At 60.7% G+C, this 25,820-nt stretch carries 13 protein-coding genes and 2 pseudogenes; 3 read left to right on the top strand and 12 right to left on the bottom strand.

What is annotated here, in order from left to right:
• The first annotated feature begins 14 nt into the window (after positions 1 to 14).
• Together BI347_RS14310 and BI347_RS14305 are read left to right on the top strand one after the other, a co-directional pair.
• Positions 15 to 1,976: an acetoacetate--CoA ligase gene (locus BI347_RS14310; protein ID WP_071113783.1), complete on the top strand. Its 1,962-nt coding sequence runs from the start codon at positions 15 to 17 to the stop codon at positions 1,974 to 1,976.
• Between the two features lie 197 nt (positions 1,977 to 2,173).
• Positions 2,174 to 3,097, top strand: a complete 924-nt coding sequence (locus tag BI347_RS14305) for an HDOD domain-containing protein (protein ID WP_139167043.1) — start codon at positions 2,174 to 2,176, stop codon at positions 3,095 to 3,097.
• A gap of 242 nt (positions 3,098 to 3,339) precedes the next feature.
• Here the strand turns inward: BI347_RS14305 and BI347_RS14300 are convergent, their stop codons facing one another.
• The 8 genes from BI347_RS14300 to BI347_RS14265 form a co-directional block, all read right to left on the bottom strand.
• The gene (locus tag BI347_RS14300; RefSeq protein ID WP_071116154.1) at positions 3,340 to 4,998 is read right to left on the bottom strand and encodes an ArnT family glycosyltransferase; all 1,659 of its coding nucleotides are present in this window, start codon (positions 4,996 to 4,998) and stop codon (positions 3,340 to 3,342) included.
• A 105-nt stretch (positions 4,999 to 5,103) separates the two neighbouring features.
• Complete coding sequence (gene rpmE / locus BI347_RS14295) at positions 5,104 to 5,319, bottom strand: 50S ribosomal protein L31 (RefSeq protein WP_071113833.1); 216 nt, start codon at positions 5,317 to 5,319, stop codon at positions 5,104 to 5,106.
• A 107-nt stretch (positions 5,320 to 5,426) separates the two neighbouring features.
• Positions 5,427 to 6,800 carry a cysteine--tRNA ligase gene (gene cysS / locus BI347_RS14290; protein WP_071116153.1) on the bottom strand — a complete coding sequence of 458 codons (1,374 nt, stop codon included), beginning with the start codon at positions 6,798 to 6,800 and terminating at the stop codon, positions 5,427 to 5,429.
• Between the two features lie 134 nt (positions 6,801 to 6,934).
• Positions 6,935 to 8,152: a 6-phosphofructokinase gene (locus tag BI347_RS14285; RefSeq protein ID WP_071116152.1), complete on the bottom strand. Its 1,218-nt coding sequence runs from the start codon at positions 8,150 to 8,152 to the stop codon at positions 6,935 to 6,937.
• Positions 8,153 to 8,439: 287 nt separating this feature from the next.
• Positions 8,440 to 8,784, bottom strand: a complete 345-nt coding sequence (locus tag BI347_RS14280) for a fucose-binding lectin II (protein ID WP_071113835.1) — start codon at positions 8,782 to 8,784, stop codon at positions 8,440 to 8,442.
• Between the two features lie 236 nt (positions 8,785 to 9,020).
• Positions 9,021 to 10,664: a bifunctional UDP-sugar hydrolase/5'-nucleotidase UshA gene (ushA, locus tag BI347_RS14275; protein ID WP_071116151.1), complete on the bottom strand. Its 1,644-nt coding sequence runs from the start codon at positions 10,662 to 10,664 to the stop codon at positions 9,021 to 9,023.
• Between the two features lie 93 nt (positions 10,665 to 10,757).
• Positions 10,758 to 12,443, bottom strand: a complete 1,686-nt coding sequence (locus BI347_RS14270; RefSeq protein ID WP_071116428.1) for a glutamine--tRNA ligase/YqeY domain fusion protein — start codon at positions 12,441 to 12,443, stop codon at positions 10,758 to 10,760.
• Between the two features lie 274 nt (positions 12,444 to 12,717).
• Positions 12,718 to 13,569, bottom strand: coding sequence for a Kdo hydroxylase KdoO (locus tag BI347_RS14265; protein WP_071116150.1), 852 nt, complete (start codon positions 13,567 to 13,569; stop codon positions 12,718 to 12,720).
• Between the two features lie 286 nt (positions 13,570 to 13,855).
• On the opposite strand from BI347_RS14265, the gene BI347_RS14260 reads away from it, so the two are divergent.
• The gene (locus tag BI347_RS14260) at positions 13,856 to 16,129 is read left to right on the top strand and encodes a YgiQ family radical SAM protein (RefSeq protein ID WP_071116149.1); all 2,274 of its coding nucleotides are present in this window, start codon (positions 13,856 to 13,858) and stop codon (positions 16,127 to 16,129) included.
• Between the two features lie 263 nt (positions 16,130 to 16,392).
• On the opposite strand, the gene BI347_RS14255 is transcribed toward BI347_RS14260, so the two are convergent.
• From BI347_RS14255 to BI347_RS25105, 4 genes and pseudogenes are all read right to left on the bottom strand, one after another.
• Entirely contained in the window at positions 16,393 to 22,707 is a 6,315-nt protein-coding gene (locus BI347_RS14255; protein ID WP_167359396.1) for an Ig-like domain-containing protein, read from the bottom strand.
• 56 nt (positions 22,708 to 22,763) lie between these two features.
• Complete coding sequence (locus BI347_RS14250) at positions 22,764 to 23,939, bottom strand: HlyD family type I secretion periplasmic adaptor subunit (RefSeq protein ID WP_071116427.1); 1,176 nt, start codon at positions 23,937 to 23,939, stop codon at positions 22,764 to 22,766.
• Positions 23,940 to 23,944: 5 nt separating this feature from the next.
• Positions 23,945 to 24,589 (bottom strand): annotated as a pseudogene (locus BI347_RS25110) (ATP-binding cassette domain-containing protein); the annotation flags it as partial.
• A 258-nt stretch (positions 24,590 to 24,847) separates the two neighbouring features.
• Positions 24,848 to 25,603: pseudogene (locus tag BI347_RS25105) on the bottom strand (ABC transporter transmembrane domain-containing protein); the annotation flags it as partial.
• Positions 25,604 to 25,820 lie beyond the last annotated feature (217 nt).

Raw genomic sequence — 25,820 nt, 5'->3', positions numbered from 1 at the left:
CCACAGGAGAAACCATGCAAGCAAGCAATACCCCGATCTGGACGCCGTCCGCCAGCCGGCTGGCCGGATGCCATATCACCGCCTTCACCCGGCTGGCCCAAACCGCCTGGAACAAGCCGCTGCCCGACTACCAGAGCCTGTGGCAAGCCAGCGTGGACGATCCCGGCCGCTTCTGGTCGCTGGTCTGGGACTATTGCGGCGTGATCGGCGACAAGGGCAGCGTGGCGCTGGAGGGCGGCGAGGACATGCTGAGCGCCCGCTTCTTTCCCGAGGCCCGGCTCAACTACGCGGAAAACCTGCTGCGCCGCAACGACGACAGCCTGGCGGTGGTCTTCCGCGGCGAAGACAAGGTTGAGCGCAAGCTCAGCTGGAGCGAACTGAACCAGTTGGTCTCGCGACTACAGCAGGCGATGCGCGCCGCCGGCATCGCCGCCGGCGACCGCGTGGCCGGCTTCATGCCGAATATGCCGGAAACCCTGGCGGCGATGCTGGCGGCGGCCAGCCTGGGCGCGGTGTGGACCAGCGGCTCGCCCGACTTCGGCACCGATGGCGCGCTGGACCGCTTCGGCCAGACCGAGCCCAAGCTGCTGCTCTGCCCGGACGGCTACTGGTACAACGGCAAGCAGGTGGACATCCGCGCCAAGATGGTCCACCTGGCCGAGCATCTGCCCAGCGTGCGGCAGATCGTGGTGGTGCCCTATCTGAGCGACGGCAAGGCCTTCGCCGCCGCGGTGCCCAGGGCTCAGACGCTGGACGCTTTCCTCGCCGGCCTTGAGGCACGCGAGGTGGAGTTCACTCGCCTGCCGTTCAACCATCCGCTCCTCATCCTCTACTCCAGCGGCACCACCGGCAAGCCCAAGTGCATCGTGCACGGCGCCGGCGGCACCCTGCTACAGCATCTGAAGGAACACCAGCTGCACGCCGATGTTCACAACGGCGACCATCTCTTCTACTTCACCACCTGCGGCTGGATGATGTGGAACTGGCTGGTATCGGGCCTGGCCTCCGGCGCCGCGCTGATGCTGTTCGACGGCTCGCCGTTCGCCGACGAGGGCCGCGTGCTGTGGGACTACGCCGCCGAGCACGGCTTCACCCACTTCGGCACCTCAGCCAAGTACATCGACAGCCTGAGGAAAACCGACATCGTGCCGGCGCGCGACTGGCAGCTGCCCAATCTGCGCGCGCTGTTCTCCACCGGCTCACCGCTGGTGGCGGAAAGCTACGACTGGGTGTACGCCAACATCAAGGCCGATCTCAATCTGGCGTCGATTTCCGGCGGCACCGACATCGTGTCCTGCTTCGCCCTCGGCGCGCCTTCGCTGCCGGTGTACCGCGGCGAGCTGCAATGCCGCGGCCTGGGCATGGCGGTAGACATCTACGACGAACAGGGCCGGCCGGTCAGCCAGGAAAAAGGCGAACTGGTCTGCACCCGCCCCTTCCCGTCGATGCCGATAAGCTTCTGGAACGACAAGAGCGGCGAGAAGTACCGCCAGGCCTATTTCGGCCGCTTCGCCGGCATCTGGTGCCATGGCGACTACGCCGAACTCACCGCCCACAACGGCGTGGTCATCTACGGCCGCTCCGACGCGGTGCTCAATCCCGGCGGCGTGCGCATCGGCACCGCCGAGATCTACCGCCAGGTGGAAAGCTTCCCGGAAGTCCTGGAAAGCCTGGCGGTGGGGCAAAGCTGGGAGGACGACGAGCGGGTGGTGCTGTTCGTCAAGCTGCGCGACGGCGTCAAACTGGACGAGGACCTGACCGCTAGGCTCAAGGCCCAGATCAAGAACGGCGCCAGCCCGCGCCATGTGCCGGCTCGCATCGTGGCGGTAGCCGACATTCCAAAGACCGTCAGCGGCAAGATAGTCGAGCTGGCGGTGAAGAACGTCATTCATGGCCGGCCGGTCAACAATGTCAGCGCACTGGCCAATCCCGAGGCGCTGAAGCTGTTCGAGAACTTGAAGGAGCTGGGGGAGTAAGCCTTTCAGATCGCCCATGAACAAACGAGGACCCACGTCCTCGTTTTTTTTCGCGTGCTAAATGATATCTCCGCCAAACAAGCGCCAGCTCACTATGCCATGGAACATGGGCTGACGATGGCCGCTCCGACACCATATCCCGAGGTTTACACCCCTGGATGCGGCGAACTGAATTATCATGAAAGAAGGACAAGACATTGTCCGAGTCGCGACAGGCTTGGAAATATGGGCGGTACGAGAAAGCGGAAACGGCGGTCTTCGGAGCGGAAAACATGTTGAGTCGGCACCAGCGAAGCTGGGGTATTGAACAGTGGGCGGCTTACCTGAAAGACGGGGACGTGCCTGTTCTCTCGGCGACTCGGGATTTTTTCCAGTCGCTGAAATCCCAGGGCCAGGATGCGCCGGAATTTGCTCCCAAAGAACTCGCCGAACGGGTTCATGACGATCCGTATCTGGCCCTCAAATTGCTGATAGAGGCCGAACGGCATCGCTCCAGGCGGCTGGGCAAGGAAACCACCACCCAGCTGGCCACCATACTCCAGCTTGGCAGCGATGAATTGTATGCGCTGATCGCAGATAGCCCGGTCGTGGAGGTGGATCACCCGGGCTGGAAGACCGCGGTTTCAACCGCAATCATGGCGTCCGGCATCGCGCGGGCGTGGTCGAATTTCCGCTCGGACACTTCCCCGGAAGAAATTTCCCTGGCCACCCTCCTTTCCGAAACCGGCGAGTTGCTGCTCTGGCATTTCGCGCCGGAATTGCCGATCCAGGCGATCGCGGAGTTCGAAGCCGGACGCGCCAACAGAACCAGCCTCGCCCAGTTGAACACCGCTGGATTCACGTTCCGGCAATTGACTCTGCTGCTGGCCGATGTCTGGCAATTACCACAAATGATCAGCCAGCTGATCCGGGGGGTAGACAGGCCGCGCACGCATATCGCGCAGATCGCCATCGACTGCGCCCGGCATCTGATGCAGAACCCGGACAATCCGGCCTTGCCTTCCGACATCAGCAACATCGCCCAATACATTCCAGGCATCGCCAAGGAAAAACTGATCTCCATCCTGCCGATTTCCGAGACCCGGCGAGCCCATATTCTTGCCTGCTTGCAAGAAGAATGATCCAAGCGCCACGCTCGCCACCGGACAAGCGGCCCGGCGCCCATTGCCTCTGCGCCGCATCGCTGCTAGCCACCCAACCGCGCAGGGTGGCGGAGAGCATCAGACAAGCTGGGCTTTGACATCTGATCATCGCGCATGAATAGCATTCGCGCACAAACAAGGTTGCAAACACATGCCACGCCAAAAATAAAAGCCGTTCCGGCATTTACCGGAGCGGCTTCATCAAGCGGGGTCTTTGTCTTTTAGTCTGCCTGTTTCGCCTGCGGCAAGCGCTGCAGCAGCGCGAAAGTCATATTCTCCTCGCGCGGACGGTGCCCCGCCCACAGCACCTGCCAGCCCGGTTCGGCCAGGCCTTCGCTCTTGTTGCGCACGATCAGCCAATACTCGCAAGGCGGCGTTTCCCCGGCGGGGAAAGGCAGCAGGTCGATGCCGGCATAATAGCGCCAGCTGATCTGCGCCAACCGGTTGTGGCTCTCGGTGGCGATGCAGCTCGCGCCGGCCGGCAGCTTGGCCTGCATGCCGGCCACCACCGGCCGGTAGCTCTTGGCGGCGTCGAACCAGGGCAGCCACAAAGTCATGCCCAGCCCCCACAGCAATGTCAGGCCGGCCGCCCAGTTAGTGACCGCCTGGCGGCCGCGCAAATGAGGCCGGGTAAGCGCCCACAGCCACACCAGGGTGGCCACCAACGCGCCGGCAGCCTGCCACCATGACACATGCGGCTGGTAAAATGGGCTGAAATACTGCGCGCGCCCGGCCATGCGCTCCGGCCAACCGTAGTTCATCGCCGCCCAGCCCAGCCACACCAATAGGCCGAACAGGCCGAACGTCATCAGCGCGAACCAGTTGAGGAAGGCCGCCGCGCCGCGCCGCAGGTTGTCCAGCTCCACAGCGGCGAGCATCGACAACGGCAACAACAGCGGCATCGCATCGATAATATTGGCGCGATCCGACAAGGTCAGCATCAGCGCGATCATCACCGAGAACAGCAAGGATAATTGCAGGCCGGGTGACTGCAGCTGGCGATTGCGGTACAGCGTCCAGATGGCCAGCGGCCAAGCCGGAAAGGCGAACCACAACACGTTCACGCTGTAATAGCCGAAATCATGGAACAGGCGCAGGCGATGGAAACCGCTGGTCTGCCCCAGCGCGTAATTGCCCCACCAGTCGACAAATACCGCCGGATAGCCGCGCAACAGCAGCATCGGCCACACCAGGATCGCCGGCAGCGCCAGCAGCAGCGCCAGCAGCAGGGTGATGGCGTACTGCTTGCTGCGCCAGCCGGAGAAGGCCGGCAACATCAGCGCCACCAGCCAGATCAACAACAGGTCCGTCAGGCTGGCGCCCAGGAAGGTGACCACGCTGGCCGCCCCCAGCAGCGCGCCGGCCAGGCCGGGCGAACGCAGCGCCAGCGCCAGCGCGTAGAAAGCGGCGGCGAAGCCGGCGAAGCCGGCGATCGTCGGCGTCAGTTGATGTCCGCTCTCCACCAGGCCGATGCAGCCGATCAGGATCATCACCACGCTGCGGCCGTGGCGCCGGCCTATCAACTCGCGCCCGGCCATGCCGGCCAACAGCAGCGCCAGCGACATCAGCAGCGGCGTGGCCAGCCGGGCTGCATCGTGCGCCGGCAGCAGCCAGGGCGAGAACAGCCGCGCCAAGCCGGCCGCCAGCCAGTAGTAGAGCGGCGGGTTGTCCAAATAGGGCGCCCCCTGCAGCGTCGGCAGCAGCCAGTTGCCGGTATGCAGCATGCCTTGCGCCACCGCCAGCACATATGGCTCGTCCGGTTTCCAGGGGTCGTGGCCCAGGATGCCCGGCCATAGCCAGATGAAACACAACAGCAGCAGCACCCAGGGTTTTTCGGTCGGCTTGGCCAGCGAGCTGGTCTGAGCGGAATAAGTCAGCATCCGATTGCCACCTTAGCATTCTGATGAGTGAAATCTTGCTTCATGCGCGGCATGAAAAAAAGGCAGCCGCAGCTGCCTTTTTGTGCTCCAGAAACGGCAACGCGCTTAGCGCTTGAAGAAGCCGCCGAATTTCTGGTTGAACTTGTCCACGCGACCAGCGGTGTCCACGATCTTCTGCTTGCCGGTGTAGAACGGGTGGCAGTTGGAGCATACTTCGATGCCGAAGCTGTCCTTGGACATGGTGGACTTGGTCACGAACTGGCTACCGCAGGAGCAGGTAACGGACAGGTCTTTGTAATTCGGGTGAATATCGGTTTTCATCTCTCTACCTTTCATAACGGGTGCAGGGGTTTTGCCTGCACTGCTTGCGAAACTCAGCATTATCCGCCGTTTATCGCCACTTGACAAGCGGGCGAATGACAGCTCGCTCAGGCGCGGCGCCAGCTGGTGCCGGCGGCGCCGTCCTCCAGCACGATGCCGTTGGCGGTCAACTCGTCGCGGATGCGGTCGGACTCCGCCCAGTTCTTGGCCGCGCGGGCATCCTTGCGCGCCTGGATCAGCGCCTCCACCTCCTCCGCCGACAGCTCGCCCTCGCCCGCGGCGCCCTTGAGGAAAGCCTCCGGGTCGCGGGTGAGGAAGCCCAGCACGCCAGCCAAGTCCTTCAGCACGCGCGCCTGCGCCGGATCGCGGCTCTTGTTGACTTCGCCGGCCAGCTCGAACAACACCGCCATCGCCTCGGCGGTGTTGAAATCGTCGTCCATCGCGGTCTTGAAGCGGGCGGCGTAGGGATTGCTCCAGTCTATGCCGGCGGACGCCGGCAGCTCCAGGCCGCGCAGCGCGTTGTACAGACGGGTCAACGCGTGCTTGGCGTCCTGCAGCAACTCTTCCGAGTAGTTGATCGGGCTGCGGTAGTGGGCGCGCACCATCAGCATGCGCACCGCCTCGCCGTCGAAATGCTTCAGCACGTCGCGAATGGTGAAGAAGTTGCCCAGGCTCTTGGACATCTTCTCGCCGGCGAACTGCAGGAAGCCGTTGTGCATCCAGTAGTTGACGTAGGTGGTCCGGTTGGCGCCCTCGGCCTGGGCGATTTCGTTTTCGTGGTGCGGAAACTGCAAGTCCTCGCCGCCGCCGTGGATGTCGAAATGATTGCCCAGATGGTGGCAGCTCATCACCGAGCACTCGATATGCCAGCCCGGACGACCGGGACCCCACGGGCTTTCCCAGGACGGCTCGCCCGGCTTGGCGGCCTTCCACAGCACGAAGTCCAGCGGATCGCGCTTGTCCGGGTCCACCTCCACGCGCTCGCCGGCGCGCAGCTTGTCCAGCGTGCGGCCGGACAGCTTGCCGTAGCCTTCGAATTCGCGCACCGCGTAGTAGACGTCGCCGTTGGCGGCCGGATAGGCCTTGCCGTTGGCGATCAGCTTTTCGATCTGCTCTATCATGCCCTGCACGTGATGGGTGGCGCGCGGCTCCAGCGTCGGCGGCATCAAATAGAGCTGGGCCAGGTCCTGGTGCATGTCGGCGATGGTTTCTTCCACCAGTTGCTCGGGCGTGATCTTGCGCAGCAACGCGCGCTTGATGATCTTGTCTTCGATGTCGGTGATGTTGCGCACATAGGTCACTTGGTAACCCGACGCCGACAGCCAGCGGTAAATGATGTCCCAGGCGGCCAGCATGCGGGCGTGGCCGATGTGACAGAGGTCGTAGACGGTCATACCACAGACGTACATGCGCACTTTGCCGGGTTCTAGCGGTTTGAACTCTTCCTTCTGGCGGGTCAGTGTGTTGTACAAGCTCAGCATGATCAAAAAACCTATGGTTGGACTGTCGAAAGTGGCGATTGTAACAGAGCGCGGCCAGGCGCTGTTACAAGCGCTCGAATAATGCAAAACCGCCGGGCATGCCGACGGTTTGCGCGCGCACGATAGCAAATCTCTCAGACTTTTGGCCAGACTATAGGCCGGTAATCCGGCAGCCCGTCCTTGAACGGCGGAATGCGCTCGCCCTCCATCAGCGGCTTGACGTAGTCGAGAAAGGCCTGGGTGACGCTGAAGCCGTCGGCAGCGATGAACTCCGGCGGCAGGCGCTTCTCCTTGTCCCCCACCTCGGACAGCGGCACCTCCGCCACGTCCCAGCAATAGGGATGGTCGTTGATGCGCCGGATACCGGCCATCAGCCCGGTTTTGCCGGCCAACAGCCACTCGACCGCGCGCTCGCCCATCAGATAGGCTTGGCGCACATCGGTATTGGACGCCAAATGGCCGCCGGCGCGCTGCAAATAGTCCACCTGGGCCACATGGGCGGAGATGCCGCGCTCGCGCAGGATCAATTGCGCCAGCCAGTGCCCGGCCCCGCCCAGTTGCTCATGGCCGTAGGTTTCCGATTTCTTGGCCTCGGCCACGAAACGGCCGTCGGGCCCGGTGATGCCCTCGGCCACCGCGATGGCGCATTGGCCATACTTGGCCAGGCTCTGGTCCAGCGCGGCAAGAAAACGGGTCTGGTCGAACGGCACCTCCGGCAGCAGCAGCAGGTGCGGCGCCTCATGCGGGCTGCGCGCGGCGGCGGCGCAGGCCGCGGCCAGCCAGCCGGTATGGCGGCCCATGGTTTCCATGATGAATACCCGACCCCAGCCCATGCTGGTCATGTCCAGGCCCACTTCGCGCATCGCGCTGGCCAGAAATTTGGCGGAGGAGCCGTAACCCGGGCTGTTGTCGGTGCCCATCAAGTCGTTGTCTATGGTCTTGGGCACGCCTATCACCCCAAGCGAGTAGCCGGTATGCTTTTCAAAATCGGCCAGCCGCTCGGCGCAGCCCAACGAACCATTGCCGCCATTGACCAGCAGATAATGGATATCGTGTCTGGCCAGCACTTCCCGCAGGCGCAGCCAATCCTCCGGCGCCTCGGCGAAAGTGCCTATCATGCGACGGCTGACGCCGAAGCTGCCGCCGGGCATGAAGGCCAATTGGGCGATGGCCGTGTCCGGCACGCCGTCGGTATCGCACAGGCGGCCTTCCAGCAGGCCGGCCAGGCCGTCGAAAGCGGCATACAGCGACAGGCCGAGGCGTCGCGCCGTCTCTATCGCCCCCTGGGCGGAGGCATTCAGTACGGCGGTGGGGCCGCCGGATTGCAGATATACGGCTCGAAGCTTGGACATGATCGCAACCTGGATAGTGGACAGACAAGGGCGGCGCCAGCACCGCGACACCGCCAAACCACCAACATACCACTTGCGGGAAAGCGGCCTCAAGCCGCAACGCCCAGCCAAATCCCGATTCCTTGACCAGCGGCAAACCGACGGCGCGGCGAAGAGGGAAATGCGGCGAGCGGCCCAAGCCGCAAGAGCGGCGGCGGACGGAGAGGAGGCGAGCTTCGACTATGGGGGAAAAACCGGGAGGGCCCGCCGGCGCGACATGGCGCCGGCAAGGCATGCAACGGGGAGGCTTAGCCCAACGGCCAGTTCAGAATGGCGATGGCGTCGTTGTAATCCATATCGGTGCCATCTTCCGAACCCAGCACGGCCAGGTTGATCTTGTTGGCCAGGACCAGTTGGGCGGACACCAGATCCGACGACTTGCCGTTGGCGGTGACAGTCACCCGGACATTGCCTGAGCCGGAATTGATGACCTGGGTGCCCAGATTCTTGTCGGTAACGCCGCTGCCGCTGAAAGTGGCGCGCACTTCGTTGTCTACCAGAATGGCGACCTGTTGCACGGCAGCCGAGTTGACCAGCACAGTCGCGCCGAAATTGATGCGCGCGGGGAGAGTGAATACGCCTTGCTGAGCCATGGTGATTCCTCCAGATGGTACCAGCCCCGCTAGCCGGGAAGGCCGGCCCGGCTTGCAGGCCAGGCGGCTCAGGGCGATGCGGCGGGGGAGCGCAACCGCCCGGACATCGTTGCAGATGCCCTCGACCCGGCCACCATACCCCACCTCATCGGCACCCGCACCGGACCCAAGTGCTAGTTTATCCATCCCGGCGAAAGCCGCATGATTGTCCTCCCGCCCAAACCTGCGGCGCCGGTCTACTCGCTCTCCACCATCGACGGCGCATAACGCTCCGCCCGCACCGGCGTATGGACCGCGATGTAATCCCTGAGCACTTCGGCGTCGACAAAACCGGTATTCACGAAACCCGGATGCGGATCGAGCCTGGGATAGCCGTCGCCGCCCGCCGCCATGAAGCTGTTGATCGCCACGCGGTAGGTTCGGGCCGGATCGATGTCCTTGCCGCCCACTTGAGCTTCCTGCAGCTCGCCGCCCGAGATGCGCAGCCTCACGCCGGCAAACTGGGCGAAGGCGCCGGAGCCCGGCGTCATCGCGGCGGCCGCCTTCAGATAGGCCAATGCCTCGCTGCCCGGCATATCCACGTAAACCAGCGTGCTGCCGAACGGGAACACCTTGAGCACATCCTTGTAGCTGACCGCCCCCGCCGGCAGCGAATCGCGGATGCCGCCGGAGTTGATCACCGCGAAGTCGGCGTGCGCCTTGGCCATCATCGCCTGACCGACAAAGGCGCCGAGGCTGGCAGGCCGGCTGCGCACCACGGCGCGGTCGCCTTCCAGCCTGGTGGACAGCTCGCCCACTTTGACGCCCAGCTCTTCCTGCCCCTTCTCCTGATAGGTCTTGAGGAAGCTGCGCAGCTTGCTGTCCTCCGGAATCAATTGGGTGTAGGGCATTTTTTTCGCCTTGCCGTCGGCGCCGATCACTGTTTTCTTCAGGTTGACCGGAATCAGCTGGTATTTCACCAGCTTGAAGCTGCCGTTGCGGAATTCGAAATCGGCGCGGCCGACATACTTGCCCCACTCGTGCGCCTGCACGATCCAGGCGCCGTTCTGCCGGTCCGGCGCGCAAGGCGCGCCCGGCACGTAGGCGTCGTCGCGCACGTTCTCCGCCTTCATGCACACCGGGTTCTGGCTGTGGCCGCCGACGATCAGATCCAGGCCCTTCACCGCTCGCGCCATTTCCACATCGCCCGGCGCGTTGACGCCATGCCGGCCGTCCGGGTAGTGCCCCATATGGGTGGCGGCGATCACGATGTCGGCCCGCTTGCGTAATTCCGGCACCAGCTGGCCGGCCTCGGCGATCGGGCTCTTGAACTCTATGCCCTGGATCTGCGCCGGATTCACCATCTTGGCGGTGTCGTCGGTGGTCAGCCCCAGCACCGCCACCTTCACGCCGCCCAGGTTGAAGAGGACGTAGGGGTCGAAAATGCGCTGGCCGTCTTTATAGATATTGGCGGACAGCATGGGGAAATGTATCCAGCCGCGCTGCTTCATCAATACCGGCAGCGGCTTGTCGAACTCGTGATTGCCCACCGCCATCGCGTCGTAGCCGATGCGGTCCATGCCGCGGAAGTCGGGCTCGGCGTCCTGCAGGTCGGATTCCGGCACGCCGGTGTTGACGTCGCCGCCGGACAGCAGCAGCGTGTAGCCACCCTCGACCTTCACTTCCGCCCGCACCTGGTCCACTACCGTCTTCTGCGCCGCCAGGCCGTATTCGCCGTCGGCATTGGGCCAGAAGCGGCCATGATGATCGTTGGTGTGCAGGACGGTGATCTTGTAGGTCTTGCCGGAGACATAGTCGCCTTTGCCGGGCACCGCCGCGCAAGCCGACAGCAAGCCGGCGGCCAGCAGCGAAACCATGATGGATCTGAGCGAAACGCGCATTTGTTTTCTCCTTGCGTCCCGGCCCCATTGCGAGCGGGGCCGCACGTAAAAATGGCGAACCCGGGGGCTCGCCATTCGCATTGCCGCCGGAACTTACTTGTTCCAGCTGTCCTTCAGGCCCACCGTGCGGTTGAACACCGCCTTGACGCCAGGCTGGTGCTCTTTGCGGTCGGTGACGAAATAACCCAAACGCTCAAACTGGAAGCGCGACTCGGGCGCCGCCTGCAGCACCGATGCCTCGACATAGGCCGGCACCTGCTTCAGCGATTCCGGATTGATGAACTGGCGGAAGTCGAGATATTCGCCGTCTTCGCCGCGCACCGCGTCCGGACGCGGCTCGGTGAACAGGCGGTCGTACCAGCGCACCTCGGCCTCGATCGCGTGCTCTGCCGATACCCAGTGGATTACGCCCTTGACCTTGCGGCCTTCCGGATTCTTGCCCAACGTGTCGTGGTCGATGCTGCACTTCAGCTCCACCACGTTGCCGGCGGCATCCTTCACCACTTCCACGCACTTGATCACATAGGAGTAGCGCAAGCGCACTTCGCCGCCGGCGGTCAGGCGCTGCCACTTCGGCGGCGGCACTTCGGCGAAATCGTCCTGCTCGATCCAGATTTCGCGGGCGATCGGCACTTCGCGCTCGCCGAACTCCGGATGGTGCGGATGGAACGGCGCGCTGCGGCTGGCGCTGACGGCGGCGTCGTAGTTGCTCAGCGTCACCTTCAGCGGATTGACTACCGCCATCACGCGCGGCGAGTCGTTTTCCAGCGTCTCGCGCACCGCGCCTTCCAGCACGCTCATGTCGATGATGTTCTCGCCCTTGGACACGCCGATGCGCTGGGCAAACAGCTTGATGCCGGCCGGGCTGTAGCCGCGGCGGCGCATGCCGGCGATGGTGGGCATGCGCGGGTCGTCCCAGCCGGTCACCACGCTCTCGTTCACCAGCGACAGCAGCTTGCGCTTGGAAGTCAGGGTGTACAGCAATTCCAGCCGCGACGATTCATACTGGCGCGGGTGGCAGCCGATGCTGATGTTGTCCAGCACCCAGTCGTACAGCGGACGGTGGTCTTCGAATTCCAGCGTGCACAGCGAGTGGGTGATGCCCTCGATCGCGTCGGAGATGCAGTGGGTGTAGTCGTACATCGGGTAGATGCACCACTTGTCGCCGGTGCGGTGGTGATGCACGCGGCGGATGCGGTAGATGGCCGGATCGCGCAGATTGATGTTGCCTGAAGCCATGTCTATCTTCAGACGCAGCGTCTTGCTGCCGTCCGGGAACTCGCCGTCCTTCATGCGGGTGAACAGGTCGAGGTTCTCCTCGACGCTGCGGTCGCGGTAGGGGCTGTTCTTGCCGGGCTCGGTCAGGCTGCCGCGGTACTGGCGCATTTCTTCGGCGGACAGGTCGTCCACATAGGCCTTGCCGGACTGGATCAGCTCCACCGCGTAGCCGTACAGGCGGTCGAAGTAGTCGGACGCGAAGCGCACCTCGCCATCCCACTTGAAGCCCATCCAGCTGATGTCGTCGATGAACGACTGCACGTATTCCGGCGATTCCTTCTCCGGATTGGTGTCGTCCATGCGCAGATTGCACTTGCCCTTGTAATCCTCGGCCAGGCCGAAGTTGATGCAGATGGCCTTGGCGTGGCCGATGTGGGCGAATCCGTTGGGCTCGGGCGGGAAGCGGGTGACGATGGTGCTGTGCTTGCCCGACGCGAGGTCCTGGTCGATGATGGTGCGGATGAAGTTGTTGACAACCGGCGCGTTGTTTTCCGTGCTCATGTTCTGGCTGTGGGTAGGATATGGCGAATCGGTCATTGTAACCGATTTTTGCCGGATGTCTGTTTCAGCTTGGACACCGGCGCCAGGGCCTCGCGCACCGGCCGGCGCCCGCCAGGCATTTTGCCGACGCCGCTTCAAGCTTGCTGAATCGCTTTGTTTAAAGCAGGCCGCCGATGTCGATGAAAACCGCCTGCGTTCCGCAGGCTGCATGGAGCGAAATGGTCCAGATAAAACGGCTGGCATCCTTATCCGGCAATCCAGGCAGCCTGGCCGCTCACACCAGCGCCCGCCCGACGATCCGCTCCAGCTGCCGCAACGGCGACTTGGCCGGGTCGTCCATGTTCTCCAGCGGCAGCCACAAGGTCTGCTCCAGCATGAACTGGCCGGACATCACCGCGTGCGAGGCGTGGTCGGAGAAGCAGATCCAGGCGCCGCCCGGGGCGAAGGGCACCGTCTGCTGCGGGCAGGCGCGCTGGTATTCCAGGTCGGCCTTCATCGCGTCGTGCAGGTGCAGCATGATGTGGTCGTAACCGCTGCGCTTGCGCTTGGTGATCTTCAGCGCCGCCAACAAGGCGGCCGAGCCCGGCCACTGCCTGGGCACCCGCGGCAGCATCTTCTGCGCCATCTCCTCGAACGGCTCGCCCACCCGCCACACGCGCGGCTCGCCGGCAGGGTTGATGTTGCAGAACACCCGCAGGATGCGCTCGCCATAGGTTGGGCGCGACGGGAAGGCGTCCACATGCAGGCGGCTGTCGTCCTTGCGCCAGGAGGTTTTGCGGTCTTCCACCCGCACCAGGCGCAGGCTGGTGGGCGCCGGGCGCACCTTGCCCTGATATTCGGGCAGCACCTGGGCCAGCAGATCGGCCGCCGCCCGCTGGTAGCGCGAGATCAGCGCCCGTACCGCCCTCTCCTTGTCCGCGCCGCCCAGCACGCCGTGCAGCGCGCCGTTGCCCGGCTCCAGGCTGATGTTCTTGCGCTTGGGATCGGACAGGGCCGGATCGAGCAGCGCCTGCTCGGCCGCGCTCAGGGTGAAGCCGAAATCGGGCACATGCAGCACGGCGCCCGCCTCCAGTTTTTGCACCAGCGCGCGCTCCCCTCCCGCCACGCTCACGATACGTTCACCCATGATTCCCTCCTTGATCCTGATCGATAAAATGCGCCCGGCGCGGCGGGCGGACGCTTTGCCGCGTCGCACAAGCCCGCAAGGGTACACCAAACTCATGCCCCGGGCATCCGCCGGGCGGTGCCATCGCGCAAGATCCTTGATTTCCATCACAAAACCATGCGCATATCGCCAAAATGTAAAATCCCTACAGCCAGCCGGGCGATTCGCCATAATAAACAATTGTTTATGCTGATTTTTTTGCCGGATTCTGGCAAAATAGCCGGCTGCCCGAATTAGACGTGATCGCATGACAACTCCGCAAGCCGCCGCCAAACCGATTTCCTCCTACCGCAAGTACTGGGCCAGCCGTTTCGGCACCGCCCCGTTCCTGCCGATGACCCGCGCCGAAATGGACCAGCTGGGTTGGGACTCCTGCGACATCATCCTGGTGTCCGGGGACTGCTATATCGACCATCCCAGCTTCGGCATGGCGCTGGTGGGCCGCTTGCTTGAGGCGCAGGGCTTCCGCGTGGGCATCATCGCCCAGCCGGACTGGCACAGCGCCGACGCGTTCCGCGAACTGGGCAGACCGAACCTGTTCTTCGGCGTCACCGCCGGCAATATGGATTCGATGATCAACCGCTACACCGCCGACCGCCGCGCCCGCTCCGACGACGCCTACACCCCCAACGCCGAGCCCAACAAGCGCCCGGACCGCGCCGTCACCGTCTACGCGCAGCGCTGCCGCGAAGCCTACCCCGGCGTCGGCGTGATGATAGGCAGCATCGAAGCGTCGCTGCGCCGCATCGCCCACTACGACTACTGGAGCGACAAGGTGCGGCCGTCGGTGCTGGTCAACTCCAAGGCCGACATCCTCTTGTACGGCAACGCCGAGCGCGCGCTGGTGGAGATCGCCCATCGCGCCTCCCGCGGCGAAAAGCTGTCGGAGATGCGCGACATCCGCGGCACCGCCTTCATCGTGCCGCAGGGCTGGCGCCCGGACGAGGAGTGGCAGGAGATGGACTCCAGCGTGGTCGACCTGCCCGGCCGCGTCGATCCGCACCTGAACCCATACGAAGAGATTCCGGAACAGGCGGCCAAGGCCACCGCCGGCATCGACCCCAGCAAGCCGCAGGTGATACGCATAGAATCGCGCGAGGAGCGCCTGGCCAAGCGCCGCGCAGAGCGCGCCAAGACCGTGATCCGGATTCCGGCGTTCGAGGCCGTTGCCCACGATCCGGTGCTGTACGCCCACGCCAGCCGCACCCTGCACCTGGAATCCAACCCGGGCAACGCCCGCGCGCTGGTGCAGACGCACGGCGAGCGCGACGTGTGGCTGACTCCGCCGCCCATTCCGCTCACCACCGAGGAAATGGATTTCGTCTACGGCCTGCCCTACGCCCGCAACCCGCACCCGGCCTACGGCGACGCCCACATCCCGGCCTGGGAGATGATCAAGTATTCGGTCAACATCATGCGCGGCTGTTTCGGCGGCTGCACCTTCTGCTCCATCACCGAGCACGAGGGCCGCATCATCCAGAGCCGCTCGGAAGAGTCGATCCTGCACGAGATCGAGGAAATCCGCGACAAGACGCCGGGCTTCACCGGCCACATCTCCGACCTGGGCGGCCCGACGGCGAACATGTACCGCCTCAGCTGCAAGGACCCGAAGATCGAGAGCTCCTGTAGAAAACTGTCCTGCGTGTACCCGGACATCTGCGAGAACCTCAATACCGACCACAGCCACCTGATCCAGCTGTACCGCAAGGCGCGCGCCTTGCCGGGAGTGAAGAAGATCAACATCCAGTCCGGCCTGCGCTACGATCTGGCGGTGCGTTCGCCCGAATACATCAAGGAGCTGGTGCAGCACCATGTCGGCGGCTATCTGAAGATCGCGCCGGAGCACACCGAGGACGGACCGCTGTCCAAGATGATGAAGCCGGGCATGGGCGCCTACGACAAGTTCAAGGAGCTGTTCGAGCGCTTTTCCCGCCAGGCCGGCAAGGAACAGTATCTGATTCCGTACTTCATCGCGGCCCACCCGGGCACCAGCGACGAGGACATGATGAATCTGGCGCTGTGGCTGAAGAAGAACAACTTCCGCCTGGACCAGGTGCAGACCTTCACCCCGACGCCGATGGCGATGGCCACCACCATGTGGCACACCCGCCGCAACCCGCTCAAGCGCCTGTCGCGCAGCTCGGAAAAGGTGGACGTGGTGCGCGACGGCTACCGCCGCAAGCTGCACAAGGCCTTCCTGCGCTACCACCACCCGGACAATTGGCAGATCATCCACGACGCGCTGATCCAGATGGGCCGCGCCGACCTGATCGGCCACAGCAAACACTGCCTGATTCCGCCGACGCCGCCTGGCGACAAGGCCGCCGCGGTGCGCCACAAGATGGGCGCGCCGATGAACCGCGGCAAGTCGCCCGGCGCCCGCCAGCCGCAGCAGGGGCAGCGCGCCAAGCCTGCCGCGGCCGTCGGCGCGCATGGCCAAAGCGGCCGGCCGGCCTCAGGCAAGCCGCAGGCTGGCCGCTCGCCGGCCAAGCCCGGCGGCAAGACCGGCCGCAGCCGCTGACGCGGACTCCGTCGGCACAAACCAGATGGCGCGACGTGTTTTCACGCGTCGCGCCATTTTTTATCTTGCCGCCCCGAAATCCCCTCGCCCCATTAGAAACCAACCTACCGACCATTTCCTGGCCCAGCAGGCCACTTCGCATTCGCCATGATCAGTCGGCAAGGCCCCAGCCTGCCCCCCCGGTTCTGCGCATATAAAAAAACCCGGCAAGCTTGCTTGCCGGGTTGTCTGATTTTCAGTCCGTAAAACGGAAAAGAATCAATTTACACGAATAGCACGTTAGGCTTGTGCAACTCTTCGGGAGTCAGGGTCACATTATGCAGCACCAAAGAGCCGGCAAAACCGCTGTCCTGAGCAAACGTCAGCTTCACATCCCCGCCAACCTGCTCAGCGCTGAGCTTGCCTGACAAATCGGTATCCGCCGTTACCGCCAAGCCTTCCAGATGAATATGGTCTGCGCCCTTACCGAATCTCAACACCACTTTAGAAGCTGGATCATACTTTTGTATATCATACTGCTCTGCTCGAGCCATCGTGGAATAGAAGGTTTTCACTGCAGCCGATACATTTTGAGCTTCGTCAACCTGATGCGTTAGATAACTGCCAAATACATGCGCAAAGGGCGGGATCAAAGGCGGGACTCCATCCCACTGAATGCCATCTGCGCTGTACCACAATGATGCATGCTCTTCCGCTACAAATTTAATACTGTTGCCCACAGCAAACGTGAAGCCTGGAGCATCGGGAGCCTGGGTATCAATCCTAAACGACCCGCTAATGGTATCCGACATATTTCCAGCCGCATCTTCCAAGCGCGCGCTAATTGTCACCAGCTCCCCATTAAATGCGCCATCATGAGCGGTATAAACATCCAGCTGCTTCGCGGAATCAAACGACTTGACAAACTTCGTCAAATCCACCCCAGTCACTTCCGCCCCAGCGTCCACACTGAAACCATAAGCGAAGTCTCCTCGTCCGCCAACAGACCGAATTCCTCCCAGATGCGGCGCGGTAGTATCTATCTTAGGCTGGATAATCGCCTCGCCCACGTTTCCGGCCGCATCCTTCAGGCTGGCACTAATAATCGGGGATTCGCCATCAAACGCTCCGTTCTTTGCGATGTAGACATCTAACTTGCCAGTACTGTCCACCACTTTGTCAAACTTATCCAGTGGCCCACGCACCTCCGCGCCCTTGGTCACGGTGAAGCCGCTGCTATAATCGCCCTTATGGGGAATAGCGTGCAATTCCACAACCGGAGGGGTGGTATCAAATTTGATCGATATTTCCGCCTGACCTACATTGCCAACCTTATCCTTTTGGCTCGCAGTGATCGTCACCTGCTCGCCATCAAATTCGCCTTTTTTCGCTTCATAATTATCCCAACTCCGGTAATCTGTCGTCATGACGAATTTTGTCAGATCCACCCCCGTCACTTTCGAACCAATCGTCACGGTAAAACCATGGCTAAAGCCCCCGCGCAGGCCCAAGGGAAACACACGCACATCCGGTGGAGTGGTATCCACCATGAATCGCTGAAACGCCTTGCTCTCGTTTCCAGCGGCATCAATCAGACTGGCGTTAGCCAATAAAATCTCGCCATTAAATGCATTATTTTTGGCAATGTAGAAATCGAGGCCGTCGTGGCTGCTCTTATCAAACTTAGCCAAGTCCACGCCAGTCACAGTCGCGCCCGTTGTTACCGAAAAGCCCTTGCTGTAATCCACCTGCCCGTCGATGTACAGCGCCCGGATATCCAGCAGAGGCGTGGACTTGACCAACTCGAAAGCAAATTCGCCGCTCGACGCACTGTTACCAGCCACATCGGTATCCACTACTTCAACAGTGTGCTTACCTTCGCCCAACTTGCCGGGATCATAACCATCTACCTTGACATGATCCAGCTTAATCACACGTGTTGCGCCATCCTCAAGCTTGCTAAATTCTAGCGCGGCGTCGTTAGTAATCTTATCTCCCACGACCCCACTGTCCACCTTCAACGCAATGGTCGGCACATCCGGGGCATGAGTATCCAGAATGAAACGTAACTCTGCGGCAGATGAAGCCGCCCCCGCCTCAGGCCTTGCAATCACCTTGATGACATTCAAACCTTCTACTGCATCTGGCTTGGATGGGGACCATGTCAAACCGCCATCCGAGCTATAAGAGAATGTCGCACCAAGCTCGGGCATGGCAGTCACATCGAAATAGCCATCCGAAGTAATTCCATCCGTCGCGCTACGCCCAGTATCATGAGTCAAGAAGATATGAGGCGTGATTTTATCTAGTGTAAAGTCTTTATAAGTTACAGTCTTATTACCTGCCTTATCGTAGCTCAATACTTGTATCTTATAATTTCCATTTATTAGACCCTTGGGATCTATGACATAATTTCCATTCATACCAAGATCAGCTGCAATATTACCAAACCCCATACCCGAGAATGAAACTAGCGTCTTAACGACATCATCCGGATTATTAACCGTAAAAGAGAAGGGACTCTTTGCCCGATCCCCATTTATCAAAGGGTCGATATTAATTTCTGCAGGAGCAGGGGGGGCAGTATCCTGTGTAAAGAAATACTCCCCAACTTCCGACACATTTCCAGCTTCATCAGTAGCACGAGCATAGAAATGATTCAAACCCTCACGACTTCCAACATAAGCCACCCCCTTACCAGGATCAGATACAAAATGCGTCCAACTCCGGCCATCCGCGCTATACTCCATCCAATAAGCACTTGCAATTCCATGCAGTGTTTTATTAGTCAACAAAGGATCATCAACCATATTATTGGATACATCTATAACCAACGCTGGCTTAGGCGGCGGAGTGGTGACATAAGTAAACCGGAGCTCAGCTTCATCCGAAACATTACCCGCCTTATCAACCGCACGCGCCTTAATAATATTATTATAGTTTCGCCCCTCTATCGCCACAGGCTTATTGGCATGCCATTCAGTATCGCCATACACTTTATACTCGACACTAACACCATCCTCAGCAGAAACCGTGTATTCGCCATTGCGAGTAATGTTATCGCCTTTGATTCCAGTATCCTCAACCAGTTTCAACAACGGCCATTTCGGAGGTGTTTTATCAAGCACGAACGAGAACTCGCCACTAGATATGCTATTACCCGCCGCATTGGTATCGATTACCTCCACCTTATGCAAACCGTCAGTCAGCTTGCTTGGATCATAATGATCCATATGGTTCGGGTTGTAGTAATCCAGTTTAAATCCATCCAGCTTGATCACACGCGTCACGCCCGCGGCTGTCTCGCTGATGTTCAACGTAGCGTCATTGGTCAACTGATCGCCAGCAATGCCGCTATCCACCTTCAGCGCGATCGTCGGCTGCGCCGGCACAGTGCTATCAATCTTCAGCTCAACATCCCGCGACTTGCCCTCGTTCCCGGCGACATCCCTCAAACTCGCGCTTAGCTTCAACGCTTCATCGCCCTTGAACTCCCCTGCTTTGGCAATGTAGGTATCGACGCCATCCTTGCTGGTCTTGTCAAACTTCGTTAAATCCACGCCCGCCACCACAGCCCCAGCGGTCACAGTAAAGCCTGAGCAGAAACCAGCTTGCCGGTAGATAGTTGCCAATTCCACCACAGGAGCCGTCTTGTCCAACTCGAAACTGAACTCGCCGCTCGACACGCTGTTGCCGGCTACATCAGCGTCGATCACCTCCACCGTATGCTTGCCATCCGCCAGCTTGCTCGCGTCGTAACCATCCACCTTGACGCCATCCACCTTGACTACCCGGCTCACGCCATCCGCCGCCGGGCTGATGTCCAGTGTGGCGTCATTGGTGATCTTGTCGCCTACCGCGCCGCTGTCCACCTTCAGCGCAATTGCCGGCAGCGTCGGCGCGATGGTGTCTATCTTCAGCACCAAACCAGCCTTGCCTTCGTTGCCGGCGCCATCAGTCAGGCTTGCATCCAGCTTCAGCGCTTCATCGCCTTTGAATGCTCCCGCCTTTGCAATGTAGGTATCGATGCCGTCCTTGCTGGTCTTGTCGAACTTGGCCAAATCCACGCCAGTAACCACCGCGCCCGCACTGACCGTGAAGCCATGGCTGAAGCCGCCCTCGCCCGCAATCGGTTTCAGCTCAACGGCCGGAGTAGTCCTGTCCAGCTCGAACGCGAACTCGCCGCTCGACAGGCTGTTGCCGGCTGCATCGGCGTCGATCACCTCCACCGTATGCTTGCCGTCCGCCAGCTTGCTCGCGTCGTAACCATCCACCTTGACGCCATCTACCTTGACCACGCGGCTCACACCATCCGCCGCCAGACTGATGTCCAGTGTGGCATCGTTGGTCAATTTGTCGCCCACCACGCCGCTGTCCACCCTCAGTGCAATCGTCGGCTGCGCCGGCGCGATGGTGTCTATCTTAAGCGCCAGACCTGCCTTGCCCTCGTTGCCGGCGCCATCAGTCAGGCTTGCATCCAGCTTCAGCGCTTCATCGCCCTTGAACGCTCCCGCTTTGGCGATGTAGGTATCGACACCGTCCTTGCTGGTCTTGTCGAACTTGGCCAAATCCACGCCAGTGACCACCGCCCCCGCATTGACCGTGAAGCCATGGCTGAAGCCCCCCTCGGCCACAATCGCTTTGAGCTCAACGGTCGGGGCAGTCTTGGCCAGTTCGAACGTGAACGCGCCGCTCGACACGCTGTTGCCGGCCGCGTCGGTGTCGATCACTTCCACCGTATGCTTGCCTTCCGCGAGCTTGCTCGCGTCGTAAGCATCCACCTTGACGCCATCCACCTTGACCACGCGGCTCACGCCCTCCGCGGCTAAGCTGATGTCCAGCGTAGCGTCGTTGGTGATCTTGTCGCTCACGGTACCACTGTCGACCTTCAGCGCGATGGCCGGCTGTGCCGGCGCGGTGCTGTCGATCTTCAACTCGACACCAACCGCCTTGCCTTCATTGCCAGCCGCATCGGTCAGGCTGGCACCCAATTTCAGTACTTCATCGCCCTTGAACGCGCCCGCTTTGGCTATGTAGGTATCGACGCCGTCCTTGCTGGTCTTGTCGAACTTGGCCAAATCCACGCCAGTGACCACTGCGCCGGCATTAACCGTAAAGCCCTTGCTGAAACCGGCCTGGGCACCCTGCGCATGAATTTCCACTACCGGAGCGGTTGTATCGATAGTGATCGCCTGGCTACTAATGGAAGCATTGCCGACCTTGTCGGCGCTGATCACTTCCACCTTGTAATCGCCATCGGCCAGCTTGCTGGCATCAATGCTATAAGCGCCCTTGCCATCCGCAACCAGTACCTGGCCATTGAATTTGACTACTACAGTCTCAGCATCACTCGCTGCTTTAACTTGCAACGCCAATGGAAATTTCACCGCTTCGGCCCCAACCAAAGTTGCGACGTCGATATGCGCTTTTTCTGGAGGAATGGCATCGCCGGCGATCGCCTTTTGGGACTCGGCGATCTTCTGGAAATCAGTCGCTTCATCGATGGCTTTCATCTGCAGTTCGAAGGTTGCAGATTTCTCGCTTCCCGCATGCTGCTCAACCAAAGCCTTCAGCGTCTGATTCAGATCTTGCAAGGAATTGGATTTGATCGACACCACCAAATCGGTCAACAATTTTTCTGCGGTTGCAGTACCCGCGCCGATACCTGCAATGACCGTCGCCAACTTGACCGCTGCTTTGTGCGCATCAAGGTTCTTGGCTTCAATCGGGTCTTGGGTCAGCAAATCCGCCTCGCCATTCAGACCCAAAACCTTTTGCACCTGGACTTTCGCATCCTGGCTCGACATGCCGTGCTCTGTTACCAGCTTGTGCACCAGCGTAGTCAGCGGGGTGACCATCACTTTGCCGGACTGGCCCGCCGGTGCATACAGCTCCAAGGTATTGGCTGCGCCGGTATCGACATTCACGCCACCCTTGATCTTGACCGCCAAGCCATCGGGGTTGTTGATACTAAAATTGCCCTTGTCGTCGGTTTTTTGCCCGGTGGTGATTTCCTTGCCATACCTATCCACCAAAAATACTTCAGCGCCCTTGATATAACCGTCGATGACCGTTCCCTTGAACTGAGCCGCCGGCTGCGGCGCCGGGCTGCCTCCATCGCTTCCACTGCCACTGCCACTGCCACTGCCACTACCACTGCCACTACCACTGCCACCGCCACTGCCACCGCCACCGCCACCGCCACCGCCACCGCCTGCCGCGGCGGCCAGCCCCCCTACCAGCGCCGTGCCAAGCAGCCATGGCGAATAACCGGATTTACCGGCGCTTGCGGCATGCGATACAGAAGCCGATTGTTCCGCTTGTCCGGCATTGCTGACTACCGAAGATACGGAAGATGCATCGGCTTGAGCTACAGTCTCATTTTGAGCAACCGGAGCAGCTTGCTCATCTGTGGCCATGCCTTTCACATCCGCATCGATCTTGGTTGCGGGCTCAGCCTCTGCCACCAAGACTTTCTTCTTAACCTGCATTTCCTGCTTGCCCGTCGATTTCTCAGCAGACTGTGCCGCAACAATTTTATTTTTCGTTTCGATAACACCAGAAGCACTACGAGCCGGTGCTGATTTTTTTATAGCCATGCCAGAACAACCCCTAAATAATTAATATTCATCACGAAAATTTAAAGCGAGGAGACTTAGCGCTCGCCCATGGAATCCGACAAAGTCTTGGTAAGAGGCTTTGTCAGGTATTGCAGGACTGTTCTCGTCCCTGTTTTTATATCCACCTGAGCCGTCATGCCCGGCTGTAACTCAATCAACTTCCCCTTGGTGTTCAAAAAATTCTGCTTGGGCAAGCTAATCTTCACTCGGTAAAACAATTGATCGCCATGCTTGCCCTCTTCCGTCAGGGTATCGGCACTGATATAGCTCACCACCCCTTTGAATGCGCCATAGATGCTGTAATCCCAAGCGTCAAACTTGACCGTGGCCGGCAAACCCTTTTTCAGATATGCGATGTCAGAAGGCTTGATCTTGGTTTCAACCAATAATTCATCTCCAACCGGGACGATGGAGAGCAGCTCCTCCCCGGGTTTCAGCACCGCGCCCGGAGTGGTCATCCGGACATTCTTGATCACACCGTCCACTGGTGCTAACAAACGGGTGTTATTGAGCGAATCCAGTCTTTGCGCCTTGATCTGCGCCACCGAGGCCAAATCCTCCTCGGCCTTGGACAGCTCCGTCTGGCTATCTTGCAAATACTTGTTTTTACGGTTGGTGATCTGTCCGCTCAACTCCGCCACCTGGCGTTGCAGGCGCAATATATCCGCCCTGCTGACATCACCCTGATTTACCAGCGGCAAGTTCATGTTCAACTCGTTCTTGACGATGGCGAGCGAAGACTGCAACGAACTCAACTCCTCGCTTATGGCCGCCTGCCGTTTGACGAACAGAATGCCCTGGTTGCGCTGAAACTCCGGGTAGCCCCGCACCTCAAGCGGAAATTGCGGCGCGCCGCCGAACACTTCCGCCTTCAAACGGGCAATGTTGGCCTGCAACGCCGCCGCCCTGGCTTCGCTTTCCTTGACCATGGACTCAGCTCTTGCACGATCCATTTGGGCCAGAAGTTGGCCGCGCTTGACCATATCCCCCTCCCGGACATACAGATGCTGCATGGTGCCGCCATCGGCGGCCTGCACGATCTGAGTATGCGAGCTGGCAATGATCTGACCCGGTCCGCGGGTGATCTGATCCAAGGGAGCGTTCGCCGCCCAAATGCCGGCGCCAAGCACGACCGCCGCGCTGGCCCAGATCAATCGCCCGCCATGGATGGAAGGCGACTTCAATGTTTTTTGCTGCTTGATGACATTCATGAAAATCAATTCGTTTCTACAGTTTGATTCGCGTCGGCATTGCCCTGCAGCTTGGCCAATACAAGGTCTCGCGGACCGTCCAACGCGACCTTGCCATTCACGATCACGATAAGGCGATCAAACAGGGGCAACAGGCTTTGCTTATGCGTCACGACGATCATGGTTCGGTCGCTACCCTGCTGTCTCAGCATGCTTAGAATCTTCCCTTCGCTATTTCCGTCCAGCGAAGCCGTAGGTTCATCCAACAGCCAAATCTTGGCATTCGCCAGAAACAGACGGGTAAGACCGATCAGCTGACGCTGACCGCCCGACACACCCCGGCCACCTTCGCTGATCGGCAGCGCCAAACCCTTCGGGCTGGCATTGATCAGTTGGATCAAGCCAGTGGCGCGGCAAGCTTCAAGCAGGGATGCATCACCGGGGTCGGCCAAGCCCAAGGTCAGGTTTTCCCGCAAGGTGCCGCCCACCAAGCGATAGTCTTGAGCGAGATAACCCAAATTGGCGCGCACAAAACCTGGACTCAGATGCCGCATATCCACGCCATCCAGACGCACCTGGCCTTTTTGCGGCTCATACAGACCCGCCAGCAGCTTCAGCAAGGTGGATTTGCCGGAACCGACCTCGCCGACAATACCTACCTTGCTGCCCGCCCTGACTGATAGCGGTGCGCGCAACGCTACGCTTGCGGCAGAGGATTCGGCATAGCCGAAGCCAAGATCGTCCGACCAGATATCGCCGCGGCATGAGTCCGGCGTGAGCTGCTCGCTCTCATCCGACGCATCCGCAGGCAAAGCCAGCATCTGGTCCAGTGTTTGCAGGGCAGACCTAGCCTGTGACCATTGCAACAACAAGGAGGGCAATTGCAACAACGGACTCACGGCGCGTCCATTCAGGATGGAGCAAGCCAGCAGAGCGCCGGTGGTGATGTAACCGTCCATGGCCAACACTGCGCCAGTGGCGATCATCGCGACATAGCCAACGCTCTGCAGCAACGCGACGATATAGCTGATGTTTGAATTATGGTTTTTCAGCTCCAAGTCATCGATGGCCACCTGCTCGACCAGATGACGCCACTTGCCCAGCAGTCTCCATTCACCGCCTCCGGCCTTGAGTGTTTCTCCCGCCTCTATCGCCTCGACCAGCACGCCCATCTTGCGATTGCTGTTGTGCAAGCTTTGCGCGCTCAAGCGCCGCACCCGCTTGGCAGCATACAAACCCAATACAATGCTGGTCGCCACCACCACGATGGGCGCAATTACCGCCACGCCGCCCAACAAAGCAATGACCCCGATGAACAACAATCCAAACGGCAGATCGATGGCGAAAAACAGCGTAGTCGACGTCATCAAGCCGCGGATGTAATCGAAACCCCTAACCTGGGCCGCCAAGGTGCCGACCTGGGCGGGGCGCGCATCGAGACGACTACCCAGCAACCGGCTGACCAGTTGATTGGAAACCTCGCAATCCACCACCGCACTAGCCTGGTCTATGGCATGGCCGCGCAGCCACTTGAGCGTAAACTCGAACATCGCCGCCAATACCGCACCGATAGTCAGCACCGTCAAAGTCGCCACGCCGGAGGTCGGGATCACCCGGTCATACACCTGCATGCTGTAGATGGAAACAATCAGTGAAATCAGATTGACCAAGCCAGTCGCCACCATGGCGTTGACCAGCGTTTTGCGATGCTGCAATACCGAGGCCTTGATCATGCCCCATGCCATAGCGCCTGCACGGCTTGCCTGTATGGGCAGGACAAAACTTTGCAGAACACGCTGCCGCTCCTTGTCCATCGCCATTTGCCCGCCCAGGCCGTTAGCCACCACCAGCCTTCCCTGGGCATCGAGCGCCTCGGCTACGCTCCAGCCGGATTGAGGATGG

Origin of the sequence: Chromobacterium sphagni (assembly GCF_001855575.1) — a bacterium.
GTDB classification, from domain to species: domain Bacteria; phylum Pseudomonadota; class Gammaproteobacteria; order Burkholderiales; family Chromobacteriaceae; genus Chromobacterium; species Chromobacterium sphagni.
Note: the sequence above shows the minus strand (reverse complement) of the source record. Positions and strands in the feature narration are given on the sequence as shown.